Below are 20,812 nucleotides of genomic sequence, written 5' to 3' on the forward strand. Positions count from 1 at the left end.
GATACAGGTGCTATTTCAAAATAGTGCCACTATCGCAGAAATACTACCGCTATTTCAAAAATACTGCCACTAACTCTGAATTACTGCTGCTATTTCAAAAATACTGCCACTAACCCTTTTGGGCCTCGTCCATTGCATGTACCAATACTTCCTTTAGCACGACCGCTTGGTTATGTACTTCATCCTTTGCACCATACAAAAGAGTAACTTTTTCTTCCTTCGCCATCTCAAGCAACTGATTTAGCGCCATTTCTTTCTCCTCAGTCTGTTGCAGTTCTTTTATGTAATGTTCCTTAAATTCTTCAAATCTTTCGGGTTTGTGGTTGAATTCTTTGCGAAGCTCGGTGCTAGGAGCGATTTCTTTCATCCACAAATCGAGTTGTGCTTTGTCCTTTGAAATGCCCCGTGGCCAAATACGGTCAACTAGGATCCGTTTTCCGTCTTCTTTACTAGCTGGTTCATAAATACGTTTTAACACTACATTTTCACTCATAACTCTCTTTCCCTCCTATAAAAAAAGGTCAAAACGCAATGTTTTGACCCCTTAAACCATTATTTAAATTTATTATGCAATTTCATTTGGTAGTCTTTAAAAACGGCTGAATGCGAAGTCTTTCTATTTTTTAGAATTTGGTTTAAGCGAAATTGTTTTTCATTTAGCTTTTTCTGGTAGATTTGTCGCTGAACTTCATCCTCACAGTTATCAATGAGGTTCTCAATTGTAAGGAGTTCTTTTTTAATTTCGGTTTCTTCATTAATGAACCCTGAGTTTTTCATGACTCGATAAGCCATTCGAAGGTCCTCAGGAATTGCAGAATCATCATCAAGCTTGAGAGGTTTCCCATATCCAGGTAAGTTATCAAACTCCCCTTCTTTATAGGCCTTACGAATTTTATCCTCTGACACTATACTTGAAAAATCCATTGTTTTCGCCCTCCTTTTTGGAGTGTTACATCTAATACTATTTTACGTGTTTTTTGAACATTTTGCCATTCTCCTCATATATTTCTCCTATATTTCAATTTTTACAATCTGACAACAACCCCCAAAAATCGACATTTTTTTGTGAATCATTATAGAGTGAGTGGGTTGAAATGACTACTTTTATAAATACAATGTGGACTTAAAGTGTTTCGGAAAACCATTTTTAGTCTATTAGAAATATAACCCCAAACTTTATAAAGGATGGAGATAAACAATGTTTTCAAACGTGGAAATCGGAATTGATTTAGGAACTGCAAATATTCTTGTATATACGAAAAATAAAGGAATCATCGTTAATGAGCCATCAGTAGTGGCGGTTGACACCGAAAGTAACAGAGTCATTGCCGTTGGGGCAGAAGCGAAAAGGATGATTGGTAAGACACCTGAAAAAATCGTAGCCATTCGCCCTTTGCGTAAGGGTGTAATTGCTGACTTCAATATGACTGCGGACATGCTTCGTCATGTCATGAAAAAAGTGAGTCAAAAGACAGGTTACTCGCTACGTAAACCGAATGTTGTCGTTTGTACACCTTCTGGGTCTACATCTGTCGAGCGACGTGCGATCCAAGACGCAGTTAGACAATGTGGTGCCAAACAAGTTTATTTAATTGAAGAACCAGTTGCAGCAGCCGTTGGGTCGGATTTACCAGTTGATGAACCGGTCGCAAACGTAATCGTAGATATCGGTGGAGGCAATACAGAGGTCGCCATTATTTCATTTGGTGGTGTTGTTACGTGCAACTCTGTTAGAATTGGCGGAGACCAGTTTGATGAAGATATTATCCAATACGTACGAAAAAGATACAATGTCCTTATCGGAGAGCATACTGCTGAGCAGGTTAAATTCGAAATCGGCTATGCACTTGTTGAACACGAAGCAAAAACAATGGATATTCGTGGACGTGACCTTGTCACTGGCCTTCCTAAAACCATTACATTGCGTTCAACCGAAATTCAAGAAACACTAAAAGAATCACTACTTCATATTTTAGAAGCAATCCGCGCAACCCTAGAGGATTGCCCACCAGAATTAAGTGGTGATATCGTGGATCGTGGGGTTATTTTAACAGGGGGCGGCGCGTTATTAAATGGCATGCAGGATTGGCTCAGCCAAGAAATTGTTGTCCCGGTACACCTTGCACCAAATCCACTCGAATCAGTTGCAATCGGAACAGGTCGCTCGTTAAGCATCATCACAAAGCTTCATAAAATTGCAAAATAATTAATCTTGCCCCATAAAAGACATTATGGGGTTTTTTCAATTAGCCTCTGGTATTGTCATATGTAAAAGAAAAAGGCCGAATCTCTAAACGATTCGGCCTTTACTACTACTTTTTATTATGCTGTTTTTGAAGCTACTTTTTGAATCTCTTTTTTGGCAGCAATCTTTTTGTTTTTCAAGTATCCTAGTCCTAATACTAGAACGGTTAATACTGCTGCGATTAAGTATGAAACTGGACCATGTTCGATGTGAAGGAAGTTAGTAAATCCCTTGTCCTTCATCACCATTTCACCTGCTGTCCATGCAAGAATACCTGCACCGACGTATGAAATCCAAGCATATTTGTCCATTGCTTTTACGATGAACTTAGAACCAAAGATCATAATAGGAATACTAATGAAAACACCTAGTGCAATCATACCAATGTGACCGTTGGCAGCACCCGCAACTGCAACTACATTATCAAGACTCATTACAGCATCTGCCATGATAATCGTACCAATGGCTGCCATAATGCCATTTGTAGACTTCACATGTGCTTCTCCTTCTTCTTCAACTAAAACCTTATAGGCAATGAAAAGGAGTAATATTCCACCAATCACATTCACATAAGGAATTTTTAGCAAGTAAACAATGATGGCCGCAAATAAAATACGTAGAATAACCGCTCCTGCCGTTCCCCAAAAGATAGCTTTGTTTTGTTGGTCTTTTGGAAGGTTTCTGGTAGCCATTGCAATTACTACAGCATTGTCTCCAGATAATATAATATCAATAGCGATAATTTTTAATAGAGCAATTGTCGCTCCAGAAGAGATAGCTAGTCCAAGAATCGTCAGCATATCCATAGGGTAATTCCCCCTCAATATAATATGGTAAAATAGCAAAATTATAAATTACATATTCTAGCATACTCCTATTTTTTGTCACATTCAATATATCAGGGACAAAATCTTTCTTGCAAAACCACCAGAATTATCCACAACAATGATGCTTATACTACATATGAAAATCTATTGACATAACACCTTTTGGTTTCATATAATCATAATACGAAACCAAATGGTTTTATATAATCGTAAAGGAGATTTTATTATGGCAAAAACACCTGATATAAAACAAACTGTTTTAATTGAAGCACCTATTGAAAAAGTATGGGACCTTGTATCGAACGGGGAAGGAATTGGGACTTGGTTCATGCCCAATGATTTAGTAGCGGAGGAAGGCCATGAATTTCATATCCAATCTCCTTTCGGACCCTCTCCATGTAAAGTGTTAAAAGTAGAGGCGCCACATCTTCTTACTTTTGCCTGGGACACGGAAGGTTGGGTTGTGGAGTTTCTATTAAAAGAAGTCGATGGAAAAACTGAGTTCACTCTCATTCATGGTGGTTGGAAAGATTCTGAAGAAACCATTGGTAAAGCAAATCGTAAAGCTTCAGAAATCCGCGAAACAATGAATGGCGGTTGGGCAGGTATTGTACAAAAACTTCGTCAGGTGGCGACTAATTAGTGGCAGAGACGGCCCAGAAATATGATGTTTTTCAAGCGATTGCTGATCCAACACGAAGAGAGGTGCTCCGTTTACTTTCAAATCAGGAACTCCCTATTTCAGAGATCACTAGTCACTTTTCGATGAGCCGGACAGCCGTAGCAAAGCATCTTCACATTCTTGCCGAGGCCAATTTAGTGAGCGGCAAAAAAATTGGTAGAGAAAAACGCTATCGCCTCCAGCCCGAATCGTTATCAGAGCTGCACGAGTGGCTAAGTTATTTCGACCAGTTCTGGAATAATAAGCTATCGGTGTTAAAGTATATCGCGGAGAAAAGTCCAGATGCTGATAGTGGATTAAAAGTTGTAAAGCCATCGGATTCGGATGACTAAGTTCATTATGTGTCTTGTGTTAAGGTCTTCATCGTTTGATGAAGACCTTAACTTTTAAAAAGAGCACACCTAACGAGCTACGTCATTGCAATGAAGGATTTTGTGCATGAGATCTGTTGATGCTCGGGACTTCAACAGCACCATGAAGGACTCTACGCGCGGATTCTCCCTGCGCTCGGGACTTCATCGACGCCATGAAGGACTTTGCACGCGGACCCTGCCTGTGGTCGGGACTTCATCAGCATCATGAAGGACTTTGCACGACAGCTCCAGTCGCGTTCGGGACTTCATTCACACGAGCGGCTCAGCTTGAGCTCAAATCTTGCATCCCACCAATGCCCCTCACTCGCCCAACAGCTCAAAATAAAAAGTCTTCATCCCAGATGAAGACCTGCAGATATTAACGGCAATGTAATTTCTATGGTTGTGCCTTTGTTTTCCTCGCTATCGATTGTTAGTTGGCCGCCGTGCTCTTGAATAATCGTTTGGCAGATCATTAAACCAAGGCCAGTGCCTTTTTCTTTAGTTGTGAAAAACGCCTTGCCGATTTTCTCCAATTTGTCCTTTGGGATCCCACAACCATCGTCAGCAAAGCGAAGGATCGCATTGTTTCCTTTTGGATATAACGTAATATCGATGATTCCTCCATCATCGATTGCCTCGATACTATTTTTCAAAATATTAATAAAGACTTGCTTCAGTTTATTTTCTTCGCAATTGATGAACGCATTTTTTATTTCATCATCATAGGCTGTTTTGATTCGGATATTATGCAGAATTGCCTGTGTATCTAAGAGAAACACCACTTCATTCAAAATCGTTGTGAGCTTTGCTTTCTTAAGCTCAAGTTTTTTGGGCTTAGCGAGTAATAGCATTTCACCAACAATAGTGTTAATCCGGTCTATTTCGGATACCATGATTTCGGAGTAACCATTAATCATTTTTGTAGCTTTTTCATCCTGTAAAAGTTGTGCAAACCCCTTTAAACTTGTAAGTGGATTTCGAATCTCGTGGGCTATCCCTGCTGCCATTTCACCAATCATCGAAAGTTTATCCGTTTGTTGAAGAAGCTCTTGGCTCTTCTTCACTTCCGTAACATCTCGGATGACTATATATTGACAACTATCACCTTTGTAGGTAATCGGCATTACTTTTAACTCTACAAAAATTTCGCCTAATACCGGATGGTCAATTGTTCCTTCTGTTATCTTTTTAAATTTATGTCCTTTTTCTACTTTTCTCGTAGTCTCATTAGCTTCATATTGGACAAAATCATACAGCGGATGTCCGATGACTGAATGATTGTCTGAAGCACCGATAAGAAATTTCCCCATGTCATTTATATAGAAGATTTTCTCTTCACGCATCAGAACAATTGCATATGGAGCATTTTCCACCAAAAAGCGGAACTCTCGATTTTTACGCGATTCAAAAATAGAAAATAGTGATGCAATTAATACGATTAGGAAGAGATACACTTCCCACCGATTCATAAAACCAACAAAAATGAATTGACCCAATACCAAAATCACTGAACACAGAAATATCGCAAAATTTAATGCCTTCCATCTTCTCTTTCCCATTTTCTCCCCAACCTTTTCTCTATTTTATTAAAAAAAGAAGGCTCCTTTCTAACAGATTGTTGTTTTTAATTGTAGGGTGATTTCCGCTCCTGGTACTCGCTTTCCGCGGGCGATCCGCAAGCCTCCTCGCTTCACTGCGGGGTCTCGCCTGGCTCGCTATTCCCGCAGGACGTTGAATTGCTTCCTTGAAACTACACCGCACGAAGAAAATGCCAGCATTTTCGAGGATCTCGTACCATCCACTGAAATCACTGAATGGACAATAATATATCCCTCGCATAATCGGATCAAAAAGCAACAAAGTTTACGAAAATAGCCAAAAAGAAAAAAGACCTAACCTCATAAATAGAAGTTAGGCCATGACGAAGGCTTGTCCAAATAGGACATCCTCGCATTTACCATATTTATTATAAAATAAAACAAATTAAGCTGTTATCATTTTTAAAGTTCCAGTCAACAAAGATATCGGTAACCGTACGCTGAAATACTTGATCAAACTTTCCATAGCGGTGCAGATATTTTTTTTCAAGATCGTCCTTTGTAAAATGGAGCTCTTTTTTAAAGCCTTCCTCGATTAACGCCTTTTCAATAGGAACCAATATTCCTTCACGCTTCACGATAATAACTTTCGGGGAAATTTGGAAACTAGACGTTTCCTCAGGAGTCTTTTCAACGAGTTCGCTAATCCTTGCGACTTCGGATTCAAGAAGTGAAAAATTAATTTCCTCACTCTTTTTCATTGGTATTAATGGATTTTCCAATTCTGCAATAATGACGCCTGTATTATTCGGAAAGTTCCAATCATGAAAAAATGTCTTTACTTCCGTTTCAAGGGTTACCTGAAATACACCTTTTAATTCTGCTACAATACTTTTGATAATAACATCTCTTGCATGTTCCACTTGAATACGCTGATTCTCCTGTAAAAGGACCTCTTCCATTGGAGATATGAAACCACGGATTTGCAAAACTAAAAATTGGTCGGCTGTAGCCGCAAAACAGGCTTCAGGTCCCCGTCCAAATTTATTACGAAGAAGTTTGCTTGTGTAACTACTTATGTATTTTAATCCTTCCTGTAAATCCATGTGATTCCCACCTTTAGGGAATTCACTACAATAACCAATGACCTTATATTCATTAGCCTCTATTATTGTAGCATCGTTTCCCTTGCTTTTCCACATACACGTTTAGTTTGCCTTTTTCGGTAGGTTTTATTAGGAAATTCTTACTTACAATAAAAAACTTTATAGCTTACATCTTTGTCATAATTCCAAATCATAAAGATATCATCTATTTCTTTTTTTGTAATCTTGCTGAATCTCTTTATATTTGCATTGTAGTTGTTTCGAACTCTATTTTCCCTTTCTGAGAGAATGTGCATACCTTTCTCTATTAACAACCTTTCAATTGGCAGTAAATATCCCGCAAATCTAATAATATAAATTGTTGAACCGATTTTTGTGAACTCAAGCTCTTTTGGCTGATATTGATAAAATTCACTTTGTCTGCTGATCTCGTTTCGTAGCAACTTAAATTCAAGCGAATTTTCCGAAGGCGTCCTCTCTTCTTGAACCACTTCCACCAGAAGCACACCCGTGTTTTTTTGGAAGTTCCAGTCTTGATACAATTGGTTGATCTTTATATGCAATAGCTCCTCTAACGTTTCCTGAATAGGAACAAATAGGTCTTCCATAATATTTTTTCGGATTCTCTCGGCGGTTTCAATATCCCCCTTTTCAACGAGCTCATATTCAATTTTTGTCATGAATCTTTTTATGTGAACCACAATGTATTGTTCCGAAATCGACGTAAAGCAAGTTTCGGGTCCTTTACCAAACTTTGATTTTATTTGTTTGCTCACATAGCTGCTGATTTGTGTTAATTCTTCCTGTTTTGTCATGTAACTCCTAAACATCCGATCTATTATCCTCCTAAAAAGCAATAAAAAATGGCCTAACTTCTACACAAATAGAAGCTAGGCCATGGTTAGACTTAATCGTATTCTACCATTTACCAATCTTTTTAAAAATGCATTTTCATTTATTAAAATGATATTTTCTTATTAAGATAAAAAATGTGACTAATGACTGCTAGACATTAATCATGCTCATTTTATCACAAAGTTACTATAAAGACAAACAAAACAAACTATTGCGCCGTGTGTAAAAACTTGATTGAAAACACTGAAACACCAATTTTCCTACAGATTGTTACGTAATGCATAAATGCAAGTAAAACAGCGCCCATATTCATGCCAATGATGATTCCTTCCATTTGGAGTGTTTGAAGGGAGCCCAAGGCAAACATAATCCCAAATGATACGACAGTTGACCATACATTATGGATAAACGCATCCTTTACCAACCCTAGCCCAATTAAATAAGCTTGCATCGGGATTAAGAAGAAGTGGAATAAGAAATATGGCCATAACATTTGCAAATACACGGTTGCTGCTGATGATTCAAAGAATATATGTGTCAGTGGTTCTGCGAAATAGTAAAAAATTACACAGGCTGGGACCCCGTACAAAAAGGTCATTCTCATCACCTGTTTTAGCAGGTTTTGCAACATAGACATATCTCTCTTTGCGTATGCCTCAGATACAGTTGGTATTAACACAATCAACAATGAGTGCGCAATAAACGCTGGGAAAAAGCCAATTGTTAACGCGACCCCAGTCATCAACCCAAAATGCTCAGTTGCTACTGCTGCGGGCATGCCTGCTTTTAGAAGGGCTGCCTTTATTAAAAATGGCTGAACAGCATGTGAAATAGCATGGAAAATCCGCATTCCAGTTGTCGGCAAGGAAACAGCAAGCAGGTTTTTGCGTACAGCTTTTCCACTTAGTGATGATGTCGGCCGGTGACCTAATCTGCGATAGTGAATAAGGTACTCATATCCTAAATAACCAAAAACGATTAAATCACTTGCAACAAGTGTACACAAAGCGATAAGGATTGAAGTATGAATCTCAAATTCAAGTAATTGATAAATAAACACTAACAAGATTAACTGGACTGCTTTACGGAGGAAATTCGCAAATGCAATTCGCCCCATCGATTGAATGCCCATAAAATATCCTCTGGCAATCGAGAGAAATGAAACGATAGGAATAAACAATATAACTAGCCATCTAACAAATGGATGGTAATCATCAAAAACAGGGATGACCGGTAGAATCACAAATGCGAGTGAAATAATAATCGCTGTAAAAACAGTTGTTAAAACAGTGGCATGCTTTAGCATGCTCTTGTGATACCTGTCCTCTTTTTCGGCAATAAATTTCGAAATGGAAATAGGTAGCTCAAGACTTGCCAAAATGACAACCAAAAAGATGGAGGGCAAAATGGTCATATATAATCCCATTCCGTGCCCACCAAGCTCTTTTGCCAGAACGAGATTAATTAAGAACTCAACACACTCACCAATAAATGCTGCAATAATCAGTAACAATGTTCCTTTAAAGAAAGTCTTCATCCTGTAGCCCCTTATCTTTTTTATCAATACTAAATAGATATGAGGCAAGTCCACAGATTATTTAACGAAAAGAAAATTTTTACTGTTCTACTAATAAAGTACCCTTTCCAACCGCTTGATTTCTCGTTTATAATCGTAATAGTGCAATTTGTCGAGAAACTAAACTATGAAAAAGGTGTAAATAGATGAGTATATTATCAGTTTCAAATGTGAGCCATGGTTTTGGTGATCGTGCAATTTTTAATGATGTTTCATTTCGTTTGTTAAAAGGTGAACATATCGGGTTGATTGGAGCTAATGGTGAAGGTAAATCAACATTTATGAATATTATCACTGGTAAAATTGAGCCGGATGCAGGGAAAATTGAATGGTCAAAAAATGTTCGCGTTGGCTATCTCGACCAGCATACGGTGCTCGAAAAAGGAATGACCATCCGCGATGTATTAAATAATGCCTTTAAATATCTTTTTGATATGGAAGCTGAAATGAATGAAATCTACGGAAAAATGGGTGACGCAACTCCTGAAGAACTTGAAAAAATGCTTGAGGACGTAGGAACTATCCAGGATACTCTTACAAACAATGACTTCTATGTTATTGATGCGAAGGTAGATGAAATTGCCCGTGGACTGGGTTTAGAGGATATAGGACTTGAGCGTGATGTTCAAGATTTAAGTGGTGGTCAGCGTACAAAGGTATTGCTTGCGAAGCTTTTACTTGAAAAACCAGATATTTTATTACTCGATGAGCCTACCAACTATTTGGATGAGCAGCACATTATCTGGCTTAGACGTTATCTTCAAGAATATGAAAATGCATTTATCCTGATTTCGCATGATATTCCATTTTTAAATAGTGTAATTAATCTTATTTATCATATGGAAAATCAAGAGCTTAATCGCTATGTTGGGGATTATGATAACTTCCAGAAAGTCTATGAGGTGAAAAAACAACAGCTTGAGGCTGCCTACAAAAAGCAGCAGCAAGAAATTTCTGAGCTTAAAGACTTTGTTGCCCGAAACAAGGCGCGTGTTTCTACACGAAATATGGCAATGTCACGCCAAAAGAAACTCGATAAGATGGAAGTCATTGAGCTTGCGAAGGAAAAGCCGAAGCCAGAATTCCATTTTAGAACAGGTAAAACGTCAAGTAAGCTTATTTTTGAAACGAAGGACCTTGTGATTGGGTATGATGATCCACTTTCAAAACCGCTTAATCTGCGCATGGAAAGAGGTCAAAAGATTGCGTTGGTCGGAGCGAACGGGATTGGAAAAACAACTCTATTACGAAGCATCCTTGGAATGAACAAACCGCTATCTGGAACAGTTGAGCTAGGAGAGAACCAAGAAATTGGCTATTTTGAACAAGAAATTAAAGAAGCAAACTATAATACTTGTATTGAAGAAATTTGGAGTGAATTCCCTTCCTTCAACCAGTATGAAGTTCGTGCAGCTCTTGCAAAGTGTGGCTTGACTACAAAGCATATCGAGAGCAAAGTTGAAGTATTAAGTGGTGGGGAAAAAGCAAAAGTACGTCTCTGTAAATTAATTAATAGAGATACAAACATCCTCCTTCTTGACGAGCCAACAAACCATCTTGATGTTGACGCAAAAGATGAACTTAAGCGTGCCCTTAAAGAATACAAAGGAAGCATCCTGATTATTTGCCACGAACCTGAATTTTATCATGATGTTGTGACAGATGTATGGAATGTTGAATCTTGGACAACAAAAGTTTTCTAGGATTATATGTTATAGACCACAAGTTAATAGAACACCAAAAAGCAGCCCATCTAATTGAAACGGGGCTGCTTTTTTAGGCTGTGGACGTAAGAATTTTTCAAATCAAAAAAAGTTGCAAAATAAAAATAAAAATAGTTGCAAATCGTAAATATATAGTATATAAATAAATCAGAGGTGAAAATAATGGAAAATACGAACTTAAGAAGCTTATTTCAAATGATTGTAAGACGATTTGGTTTCCTAAATGAACAATGCTGTGAAAACTGCTGTGGAGAAGAAATTAGCCTTTTACAAAGTCATATTTTATACGAAATAAAAAGACAGAATGATCCTTCAATGCAAGAAGTTGCTGGTGCTTTAGGTATCGATATAACAACATTTAGCCGACAAATAAAAACACTTGTAGACAAAGAACTGGTTAAGAAAACGCCTCATCCAGATGATAACAGAGTCAACATCCTTTCCCTTACAAAAAAAGGTGAAACAATGGAGATTAATATCGACGAAGAAATGAATCATTATCTAAGTCAAATCCTATCTCATCTAAGCGAATATGAGCGAGAGTCAGTGATAAGATCTGTGAAATTACTAAATGATGCTATGAAGAAATCAGAACGCTATTGTTGTCCTCCTAAATAGGAGGATACTATTCGAATCAACACTTGCATTTTGCAAGTATAAAAGGAGTGATTCTAATGTGGAAAGACGTATTTTTTGACTTTTTATCAATTGCTCTTGAATTAACCGTGCTATTTTTTCTTATATCATTAGTCATTAGCATGCTTCAAGGATTAATTCCATACGAGAAACTTGAGAAGTACTTATTTCATTCTAATAAAGTGGTAGGAGCAACTGTCGCTATACTATTAGCATTTATAACACCATTTTGTTCCTGTTCGACCATCCCTATTGTTGTTGGAATGCTTCAAAAAAAGATGAAATTCGGCTTTGTAATGGTTTTCCTGTTCGCATCGCCTGTTCTTGATCCAACGATACTTACTTTAATGGGTGCGCTATTAGGTTGGAAAGTGGCTGTTTTATATACGGTTCTTACAACTTTTTTTTCGATTATTATCGGTTTCACACTTGAAGCACTTGGATTCGAAAGTGCTGTTAAAAACGTTATAGTCAAAGGCTTAGACGAAGGAGTCACAAAGTTCAATATGAAAAAAGCTTGGGCAGAGACGTTATCCCTTATGAAAACTGTTTACCCCTATCTCATTGTCGGTGCTTTAATTGGATCTTTCATTCACGGTGCAGTTCCTACTGGTTTTATTACTATGTATTTTGGTGGAAATGATTGGTGGTTAATTCCTGTTGCAGCGATCATTGGGATTCCACTCTATATAAGACTATCCACCATGATTCCAATCGCTCAAATTATGGTTGCCAAGGGAATGGCTCTAGGTCCTGTGATGGCAATTATGATCAGTTCAACTGGTGCAAGTTTACCAGAAATTGCTTTATTAAATTCCATTTTTCATAAACGATTAGTTATCGCTTTTTTACTCTCAGTTTTTTCAATGTCTACCTTGTCTGGTACTTTGTTCTACTTTATATAAGGTATTAATCTTAAAAAAGATTGATATAAATATTATTCCATTAGGAGGAGATTATTATGTTTAAAGGGTTTATGAACAAGTTTAGAAGTTTTTCAAAGGAAGACTGCTGCTCCATTATTATCGAAGAAGTTAAGGATGAAAAAGATGTAGCCGAGTGCTGTGAAAATCTGCAAGCTTGTTGCAGCTAATGTAATGCCCCTCTTCTGATGAAGGGGGGCATTGGCATAGAGCCTAGTTGCCAAGCTCCATTTTATCCTTCTACCTGATATAATCCCTCATCCACTTTATCTAGTAAAAAATTCGTAAGATCCGTTCCGAAAAAGTGTAGCCGATGCAATGGACGGGTCATGGATACATATAGAAGCTTAATCTCTATTTCATTATGATCGAAGACTTCCTCGTTAGAGTAAATCATCACCGCGTCAAATTCCAATCCTTTTGATAGATGCGAACTGACAATAACGACCTCTTCCTTATTAATTTCCTCATTCTCTTTTAAAAGCTGCACGGGAAGAGCACTATACTTATTGAAGGCTTTCGCTAGTTTTTGACACTCTTTATTGGTCTTGCCTATGATTGCCACTGCTTTCATATTGTCACCATAAAGAGTCTTAATTACCTCAGTCATGGTGTGAACAGTTTCTTTCTCAGACCCACTAATTTGTTGAAATACAGGTTTTTTTCCGTGACGGACAACTGGCTCAACCATTGGCAGATTTAAGTGCAGTAGCTCAAGTAATTGGTTTGCTGCATTCATAATTTCAATTGTCGTCCGGTAACTTTTTTGTAGCGTTTTATAGGTTGCCCTCGGAAAGATATTGTCCCTAACTATTGCCCAGTTATTAATGCCTCGGTAAGAGTGAATTCCTTGGGCTAAATCCCCTACAATCGTAAACATGTCGGTTTCAAGTGCTGTTTTTAATGCGGCTAGCTGAAAATAGCTATAATCCTGCGCCTCATCAATGACAACATTGCGAGCCTTCAGCTCCTTTTTTACTCCATAAAGTTTTGCTTTCAAAAATAAAAGCCCAGCTAAATCCTCTAGCTCATATGACTTTTTTAATTGTTTTTGATAGTCCATAAAGAATTGGATTTGCTCATCCGTCAGGATCCCTGAAGCGTAGGTTGGAAACCGTTCCGTCACAAACCTTTGAAAATAGTAGAATACATCGTGATGTGGAAGCTTCTTTATATAGGTATTAACAGCAGTACGGGATTGCTTCGTAATTTCTTCAATAAGCTCTGCCTTTTTATCGAGCGCTTTTGTCACATAGCGACGTCGCTTTTCCGGATCGATTTGAGTTTTGAATAACACCTTATCAAGCTTATCATCATAAAACTTTGTCACTTTATGAAGCATTTTTTTCTTTTCCAAACGGACTGTGTTTTGAAGCACCTTTTTCACTTTTTCAATTCGCTTATAATATGGAAGATAGCGATATTCATAGGTCATTAAATGATGAATATCTCTCGCCTTGTATAGCCGAAACTTTGAAACAAAGAAATCCTCTTTTGGTAGCAACGAGCTTAAAATATCCTCCACATAATGCTCAAGCATATCACGGTACTCAAGGGAGCCTTTAAAAGCTGAAATCCATTTGATCATTTTCGCATTTTTATATTCATCATGGATGAATCCGAGTAGCTTTGAATCTGCTTTTGTGAGCTTAATGGATTTTCCAAGGCATTTTTTCACAAAATCAACAAACGTCGTTTGCTGGATGTGATCAACACCTAATTCGGGAAGCACCTCAGAAATATAATCAATAAAAAGGCGGTTCGGTGCTAGAATCATCAGCTGGTCAGGAGAAAAATATTCTGCATAGGTGTATATAAAATAAGAGATGCGGTGTAGGGCAATTGTTGTTTTCCCACTTCCAGCGGCGCCTTGGACAATAATGGGTTTGTTCAGATCCGCACGAATAATACTGTTTTGCTCCTCTTGAATGGTTGATACAATATCGGTTAAGCGGTTACTCGCACTCTCAGACAACGATTTTTGCAGAAGCTCATCGGTAGTTGTTAAATCAACATCTCGAATCTCCGCGAGTTCCCCATCCTCAATGATAAACTGGCGCTTTAATGCTAAATACCCATTATACTCTTCACCCTCAGCCTCATATGATACATCTCCTAGGCGGCCATCATAATAGAGATTTGCAACAGGTGAGCGCCAATCCACAATTATAGGCTGTTGGGTTTCCTTATCAAAGAGAGAGACCTTGCCAAAGTAGAGAACCTCCTCTTTTCCCGTTTCTTCTCGATTAAAATTAATTCTCGCAAAGTAAGGCTTGTTGCGGTTTCTCTTCAGATTCCGCACCTCTTCATGCGTTCGTCTTAGTAAGGTTGAATTCGTTAACATATTAAGATAGCTCAAGCTACTGTCTTTGAAATCTACACCATCTAAGGCTCCCTTTAAATTTTCACGAAAATTCTCCTCGGTTGACTCTGATGCCTGAATAACAATATCCATATACTTTTTCGTAAAATCCAATCGTTCTGCTTCCTCATCGAAGTTAGGATGTTTCTCCTCCATCATCAATCCACCTCCATTTTTCAAGAAGAAAAAACCATGAATTAGCTGATAATCCATGGTAAGTAAGCTCAAAGAACTAATTTTTCCGATACAATATGTAAAAGACGTATTTTTGATTATAGTATACACCATTAACGAAGGCAACCTATATTTTCCTTTTATGGAATATTCATCATTACTTTTGCTTGCAACACCTTAACTGAGAAAAAATGTTTGCCAAATAATTAGCAGCGCTTACATCTTACGCATTATTAAAGAGTAGTGTATAATTTTAAGTAAGTTCACAAATTATCCACAATTACTGAAAATATAAATAGGTTTTACAATACATAAGGGGGAGCTAATGATGATACGGACAGGTATTGCAGTTTTTTTAAGTTTCTTTTTATTACTTTTTGAAGGCTTCATTGTAATTAAGTTAAAAGGTTATACCGGCATTTATTTTGGAGACTTACAACTACTAGTTAGCGTGCTGGCGATGAATTTCTTTTTTACATTTACTCTATTAACTCATATTAAAATGTGGCATCAAAACAAAGAAGTGAAAGATTCTAAAGCAGAAGTAAAATAAGTTGTCCAATAGCGTAGGCGCATGAATGAATCATGCGCCTCTTTTTTGTCTACCTTATTATGCTAATGGTGATGGCTCTACCCCTTTTGGAATAGGGCATTCATATGGATTTCCATCTAATTTTTCTTCTAATTCAACTTTTGCATCTTCAATTACCTCAGGACGAAGGAATAAATTTAATGCTGTATTAGCTAACACCTTACCTGCTTGAAGCATTCCTTTATGAGCAATTGATGTTCTTCCTTGAGAAACTAATTGCCATGAATGGAGTGGTGTTCCCAATACAAAGCATTCCCCAAAGAATTGTGCTGTTGGTACAATCCAACTTACATCACCAACGTCTGATGAACCAAACAAAATACCATTTGATTCTTCATAAGGGACCACAAGGTCGTTGAATGTTTTTGATGCAAAGTCTCTAGTAATTAAATTGGCCTTTGATCCAGCCACTTTTTTCATCTCATTAAGGGCATTACTAACATCATCATCTGAAATTTGTTTTTTAATTTCTTCCGCGTAACTCATTTCTTCTTCATTATATTCCGCAAGGCCTACATTCTCCAAATGTTTATGTAACACTTGCCCTAGAGCATTATTTGGAATATAGTTTGAGCACGCTTTATCGAAAGTGACCTCGACTTTTGTTTCCGTCATCAAGGCTGCACCCTTAGCAATATTTACAACACGTTCATATATACTTCTTACATCCTTCATATGAGGTGCTCGAATTAAATAAAGAACTTGTGCCTCACTTTGGACAACATTCGGAGAAAATCCTCCTGTATTGGTAATAGAATAATGGACTCGTGCCTCTGGTATAATGTGTTCACGTAAATAATTGACACCTACATTCATTAATTCAACCGCATCTAATGCGCTTCTACCTAGATGTGGGGAGTTTGCAGCATGAGCAGCTACTCCTTTGAATGTAAAATAAACTTGATAGTTTGCTAGAGTTGATAGGGTAAATATTCCGCTCGTTGAATGAGGATGCCATGTAAGTGCACAATCAATATCATCGAACGCGCCTTCTCTTGCCATGAATGTTTTTCCTGAACCACCTTCTTCACCAGGGCATCCAAAATATTTAATAGTACCAGATACATTGTTTTCTTCCATATATTGCTTAACAGCAATAACCGCTGCTAATGGAGAAGTTCCTAGCAAATTATGTCCGCAACCATGACCATTACCATTTTTTTCGAGAGGTTCATATGTGGTTGACCCTGCTTTTTGACTCATTCCTGAAAGGGCATCAAATTCTCCTAAAATCCCAATAACAGGCTTTCCACTTCCAAAGGTACCAGTAAATGCAGTCTCGACTCCACCTACTCCACGTTCAACTTTAAAGCCTTCATTTTCAAGTGCCTGACATAAAACGTCCGCAGACTTATGCTCTTCAAACCTTGTTTCAGCCAAATCCCAAATTTGGTCGCTAATTTTGATATAAGTGTCTCTTTTTGCCTCAATATAGTCGTTTATTTTCTGAACAAAGTTCAATTTTCACTTACCCCCATTGTCGATTTTTCACTGATGTTAAGATGTGTAGAAATGATTCTACTCCAATTTTCATGACTGTTTCATCTATATCGAACTTTTCATTATGATGGCCTGCAGCTAAAGTAGTTCCTAGAATGCTATAGGTTGCAAGTCCCCCATTTTCTTTTACTCTAGCCATCATGTAGGTTGCATCTTCTGACCCCGCAGCAAAGGAAGACGCCTTGACGATAGACTGTACGCCTGTCACATTCCCGATGCTCTCATGCATAAATTCGATTAATTCTTCACTTGAATCGCTAGTACGCGCTTCCCCAACAATGTCATACTCAACATCTACTCCATACATAGAAGCAGCGCCATTTAGTACATTTTTTGCACTTTCTAACATAAATTCATTCACTTCAGTATTGATTCCGCGAGTTTCAACCTTTAAATGAGCATGTTGTGGGATAATATTTCTTCCACTTCCAGCATGAAGTACCCCGACATTAACTCTAGATGCTCCACCACTATGACGAGGGATACTTTGTAAGCCAAGAACCGCAGAAGCAGCAGCAAGTAGAGCATTTTTACCTTCTTCTGGTTTTGCTCCAGCATGTGCAGCCTGTCCAGAAAACGTAACATCTAATTTCGTCGTTGATAAAAATCCATTAGAACCACAAACAACCTCTCCTAAAGGAATACCTGTACCAACATGTGCTGCAATAAATAGATCAACATCATCGACGACTCCTGCTTCAACCATGGATTTTGCACCACGTACGCCTTCTTCAGCTGGTTGAAAAATGAGTTTAATTTTACCAGTCAGTTCCTCTTTCATTCCTGTTAATAGCTTGGCAAGTCCAAGACCGATTGATGTATGCGCATCATGTCCACAAGAATGCATCATCCCAGAATTAACAGACTGGAATTCTTGTCTAACAGGAAAATGATCTTCTGCATTAGATTCCTGAATATCTAGTGCGTCCATGTCAAATCGTAAACCAACAGTTGGACCTGGTTTTCCTGTATCTAATACACCAACTACGCCTGTATATCCCCCAGATAAATATGGGAGCCACTCTTCTTTTGCGCCTTGCTCTAACGCTCTTTTTTCATGCATTTCAAGTACTGATTGCGGCGGTACACCCATTCGAGCATTATGATCGACTACCTCTTTACCAATCTTAACCTCATAACCCCATTCTGATAGTTTGGAAGCAACAATGGAAGCAGTTCGAAATTCGACCCAACCAGATTCAGCAAATTTATGAAAATCGCGTCTCCATTCAACCATTGATGGATAAATCTCTTCTACCAATTGTGAAAAGTTTCTTGACATCTTGGTCACCCCTTTTAGATGTTAAATGTTTATAGGAGAAGGGTATTAATCCCTCCTCCTAAAACAAATAATCTACTAACTTTTTAATATTAGTTCATGTACATTCCTACACCTGGCCCCACTGGAATACCCAATAGACCAAATACAACTAGCATAATAATCCAGATAATTAAAAATGCGATTGTGTATGGGATCATTAATGCCATCAATGTACCAATTCCAGCTTTTTTATCATATTCATTCATAAATGCGAGGATAATCGCAATATATGGATTAAGTGGTGTCAGCATATTGGTAGATGATTCCCCAATACGATAAGCAACCTGAACAAAAGCAGGATGATAGTTTAATAGCATTAGCATTGGTACAAAGATTGGAGCTTCGAGTGCCCATAATGCCGAACCACTCGTAACAAATAAACTAAGCAATGCCGTTAAGAGCACAAAACCAATGATAACAGCTAAGCCCGAGATATTTGCATGACTTAAGAATTCTGCACAATTAACAGCAATCCATGTAGCAAGATTACTCCAGTTAAAATAGGCAATAAATTGTGCAATTGCAAATACAAGTACGATATAAGGAGCCATTTCGGTAATGGCTGAAGTCATATACTTTGGTACATCAGATGTGCTTTTTATTTTCTTCATTGTTACCCCAAAAGTTACACCGCAGACAACAAAGAAAAGAAAAATAATCGGAATGATTCCACTTAAGAATGGAGAAGGAATTAAACCTCCATCTTCATTTGTTAATGGAGAATTAGGAATATAAATCAAAGTTACAATAGCACCAATATAAATAAGTGCAGCAATCAATGTATTTCTAAGTGCCTTCTTTTCTAGCGGATCTACTTCCTGCGATTCCTTGCTAACCTTGCCACCCTCATATGAACCAAGCCTTGGTTCAACGATCTTATCGTTGACAAATACCCCAACTACAGTAAGAACAAATACAGAAGCACTCATGAAAAACCAGTTATCAATAGGAGTAACTACTACATTTGGGTCTATTGTTTTTGCTACTTCTGTGGAAATTCCAGAAAGGAGTGCGTCAGTTCCAGCAACAAGAATGTTTGCCGTAAAACCAATCCCTGCCCCCGCAAATCCTGCAGCTAATCCAGCAATCGGGTGTCTACCCATAGTATGGAAGATAACAGCTGCTAGTGGTGGAATGATAACAAATGCAGCATCAGATGCAATATTCCCCATAATTGCTACGAAGAATACGGCATAGGTAATGATCGCTTTAGGCGCTTTCATAATAGACTGTTTTATAGCACTTTCAAGCAATCCAACCTTTTGAGCTAGTCCAATCCCTAGCATCATTGTTAAAACGAGGCCTAACGGCTTAAAACCAGTAAAGTTATCCAACATTGTAGTTAATATAAACTGTAGCCCTTCACCAGAAACTAAGCTTTTAATTTCAAGCTCTTCACCAGATCCCGGATGGACAACAGTCACATCAAATAGACTAACGACCCAAGATAACAGAATCATTGATCCTGCTAAATATACGAATAACATAAATGGATGTGGTAGTTTATTACCTAACACTTCAATAAAGTTTAATATTCGCATATATCCTTTTTGATTTTGATTGTTCTGAGTTTCAACTGTTGGTTGAGCCATCACATCACCTCTTTTATTTTGGTTTATTTTCGGACACCTTTTGTCCACTTCCTAATATGGTTTCTATCATAATTGAAAAAATAAATAATTTCAATGTAAGATTCTGACTATTTTCTATAATGCCTATTTTTGCTATAGTATAATAAAAGAAAAAAACAAGGAGTTAATAGATGTTTCAACTAGGAATCATCACTGCAAAAAATTCATTAACGTGGATTAGAGAGTTAGAAAACTTTTTTGAAAGGCAATGTAAGTTTACGTTTCTTCCATACGAAAACTTTGATGAAATTAAAGAAATGTATGAGAAAAATGCCCTTTTTATGGATGGCATCATCTTTAGTGGTCAGGTCCCCTATTTTTATATGAAAAAGGAATTAAAGAGCTTTGAAAAACCTACCATTTACTTTGATTTAAATGAAAGTGATTTTTATAAAACATTATGCAAAACAATTTTAAAAGAAAAGAATTTTGATATTTCAAGAACATTAATTGATTTTATTTTTGAACAAAATAATTTTCTAGGATTAAAGGAATGGTTAGAAAAAGAAGAATTCCCCTACTTTTATAACGAAGATATTGAGTCATTTGACACAGAGACAGTATATGATGACGTGTTTCAACAGCATGTAACCTTATATGAAGCTGGCAAAATCGATTTTTCTTTTACGAGGGTTAGTAGTATATCAAAAAGATTAACTGAATACGGAATCAAGCATGTAGTCGTTTTGATGCTAGACTAAAAAGTAGACACAGATTGTTATAATAAATATATCAACTATAACGAGGTGTGTCTGTATGGCAAG

The 20,812-nt window shown here is 37.5% G+C and carries 20 protein-coding genes; 9 read left to right on the forward strand and 11 right to left on the reverse strand.

Annotation, left to right across the window (positions count from 1 at the left end):
• Positions 1-109: 109 nt before the first annotated feature.
• A complete protein-coding gene (locus ACR65M_RS04305) occupies positions 110-493 on the reverse strand; it encodes a DUF488 domain-containing protein (protein WP_341329965.1) in 384 nt (127 codons plus the stop codon).
• A 59-nt stretch (positions 494-552) separates the two neighbouring features.
• A complete protein-coding gene (locus ACR65M_RS04310) occupies positions 553-924 on the reverse strand; it encodes a DnaJ family domain-containing protein (protein ID WP_121448760.1) in 372 nt (123 codons plus the stop codon).
• 274 nt (positions 925-1,198) lie between these two features.
• Here ACR65M_RS04310 and mreBH point away from each other — a divergent pair, with 274 nt between their 5' ends.
• Complete coding sequence (gene mreBH, locus ACR65M_RS04315) at positions 1,199-2,206, forward strand: rod-share determining protein MreBH (protein WP_121448761.1); 1,008 nt, start codon at positions 1,199-1,201, stop codon at positions 2,204-2,206.
• Between the two features lie 116 nt (positions 2,207-2,322).
• Here the strand turns inward: mreBH and ACR65M_RS04320 are convergent, their stop codons facing one another.
• Positions 2,323-3,051 carry a TerC family protein gene (locus ACR65M_RS04320; protein WP_440272649.1) on the reverse strand — a complete coding sequence of 243 codons (729 nt, stop codon included), beginning with the start codon at positions 3,049-3,051 and terminating at the stop codon, positions 2,323-2,325.
• A 247-nt stretch (positions 3,052-3,298) separates the two neighbouring features.
• Between ACR65M_RS04320 and ACR65M_RS04325 the strand changes: the two genes are divergently transcribed.
• Positions 3,299-3,715 (forward strand): SRPBCC domain-containing protein, encoded by a 417-nt coding sequence (locus ACR65M_RS04325; protein WP_121448763.1) that lies wholly within the window; start codon positions 3,299-3,301, stop codon positions 3,713-3,715.
• Entirely contained in the window at positions 3,715-4,086 is a 372-nt protein-coding gene (locus tag ACR65M_RS04330) for a metalloregulator ArsR/SmtB family transcription factor (protein WP_121448764.1), read from the forward strand. The genes ACR65M_RS04325 and ACR65M_RS04330 overlap by 1 nt, the downstream gene beginning before the upstream one ends.
• 374 nt (positions 4,087-4,460) lie before the next feature.
• Here ACR65M_RS04330 and ACR65M_RS04335 read toward each other — a convergent pair whose 3' ends face one another.
• From ACR65M_RS04335 to ACR65M_RS04350, 4 genes are all read right to left on the reverse strand, one after another.
• Complete coding sequence (locus ACR65M_RS04335) at positions 4,461-5,669, reverse strand: ATP-binding protein (protein WP_341329963.1); 1,209 nt, start codon at positions 5,667-5,669, stop codon at positions 4,461-4,463.
• Between the two features lie 407 nt (positions 5,670-6,076).
• A complete protein-coding gene (locus tag ACR65M_RS04340; RefSeq protein WP_440272650.1) occupies positions 6,077-6,754 on the reverse strand; it encodes a Na-translocating system protein MpsC family protein in 678 nt (225 codons plus the stop codon).
• Between the two features lie 140 nt (positions 6,755-6,894).
• A complete protein-coding gene (locus tag ACR65M_RS04345) occupies positions 6,895-7,584 on the reverse strand; it encodes a Na-translocating system protein MpsC family protein (RefSeq protein ID WP_440272651.1) in 690 nt (229 codons plus the stop codon).
• A gap of 233 nt (positions 7,585-7,817) precedes the next feature.
• Positions 7,818-9,146 (reverse strand): polysaccharide biosynthesis protein, encoded by a 1,329-nt coding sequence (locus ACR65M_RS04350; RefSeq protein WP_341329960.1) that lies wholly within the window; start codon positions 9,144-9,146, stop codon positions 7,818-7,820.
• 185 nt (positions 9,147-9,331) lie between these two features.
• On the opposite strand from ACR65M_RS04350, the gene ACR65M_RS04355 reads away from it, so the two are divergent.
• From ACR65M_RS04355 to ACR65M_RS04370, 4 genes are all read left to right on the forward strand, one after another.
• Positions 9,332-10,888: an ABC-F family ATP-binding cassette domain-containing protein gene (locus ACR65M_RS04355; protein WP_440272652.1), complete on the forward strand. Its 1,557-nt coding sequence runs from the start codon at positions 9,332-9,334 to the stop codon at positions 10,886-10,888.
• Between the two features lie 183 nt (positions 10,889-11,071).
• Positions 11,072-11,527 carry a MarR family winged helix-turn-helix transcriptional regulator gene (locus tag ACR65M_RS04360; protein ID WP_440272653.1) on the forward strand — a complete coding sequence of 152 codons (456 nt, stop codon included), beginning with the start codon at positions 11,072-11,074 and terminating at the stop codon, positions 11,525-11,527.
• A gap of 56 nt (positions 11,528-11,583) precedes the next feature.
• Positions 11,584-12,450 carry a permease gene (locus tag ACR65M_RS04365; RefSeq protein ID WP_440272654.1) on the forward strand — a complete coding sequence of 289 codons (867 nt, stop codon included), beginning with the start codon at positions 11,584-11,586 and terminating at the stop codon, positions 12,448-12,450.
• 56 nt (positions 12,451-12,506) lie between these two features.
• Positions 12,507-12,638, forward strand: a complete 132-nt coding sequence (locus tag ACR65M_RS04370; protein WP_440272655.1) for a hypothetical protein — start codon at positions 12,507-12,509, stop codon at positions 12,636-12,638.
• A 62-nt stretch (positions 12,639-12,700) separates the two neighbouring features.
• Here the strand turns inward: ACR65M_RS04370 and helD are convergent, their stop codons facing one another.
• Complete coding sequence (helD, locus tag ACR65M_RS04375) at positions 12,701-15,043, reverse strand: RNA polymerase recycling motor HelD (protein ID WP_440272656.1); 2,343 nt, start codon at positions 15,041-15,043, stop codon at positions 12,701-12,703.
• 289 nt (positions 15,044-15,332) lie between these two features.
• Between helD and ACR65M_RS04380 the strand changes: the two genes are divergently transcribed.
• Positions 15,333-15,557 (forward strand): hypothetical protein, encoded by a 225-nt coding sequence (locus tag ACR65M_RS04380; protein WP_440272657.1) that lies wholly within the window; start codon positions 15,333-15,335, stop codon positions 15,555-15,557.
• 57 nt (positions 15,558-15,614) lie between these two features.
• On the opposite strand, the gene ACR65M_RS04385 is transcribed toward ACR65M_RS04380, so the two are convergent.
• From ACR65M_RS04385 to ACR65M_RS04395, 3 genes are all read right to left on the reverse strand, one after another.
• Positions 15,615-17,057, reverse strand: coding sequence for a M20 family metallopeptidase (locus ACR65M_RS04385; RefSeq protein ID WP_440272658.1), 1,443 nt, complete (start codon positions 17,055-17,057; stop codon positions 15,615-15,617).
• A 7-nt stretch (positions 17,058-17,064) separates the two neighbouring features.
• Positions 17,065-18,378 carry an amidohydrolase gene (locus ACR65M_RS04390; protein ID WP_341329955.1) on the reverse strand — a complete coding sequence of 438 codons (1,314 nt, stop codon included), beginning with the start codon at positions 18,376-18,378 and terminating at the stop codon, positions 17,065-17,067.
• Between the two features lie 89 nt (positions 18,379-18,467).
• Positions 18,468-20,009, reverse strand: coding sequence for an AbgT family transporter (locus ACR65M_RS04395; RefSeq protein WP_341329954.1), 1,542 nt, complete (start codon positions 20,007-20,009; stop codon positions 18,468-18,470).
• A gap of 170 nt (positions 20,010-20,179) precedes the next feature.
• Between ACR65M_RS04395 and ACR65M_RS04400 the strand changes: the two genes are divergently transcribed.
• On the forward strand, positions 20,180-20,749 hold the full coding sequence (locus ACR65M_RS04400) for a hypothetical protein (RefSeq protein WP_440272659.1): 570 nt from the start codon (positions 20,180-20,182) through the stop codon (positions 20,747-20,749).
• Positions 20,750-20,812 lie beyond the last annotated feature (63 nt).

It is taken from the genome of Ferdinandcohnia sp. SAFN-114, assembly GCF_059415045.1.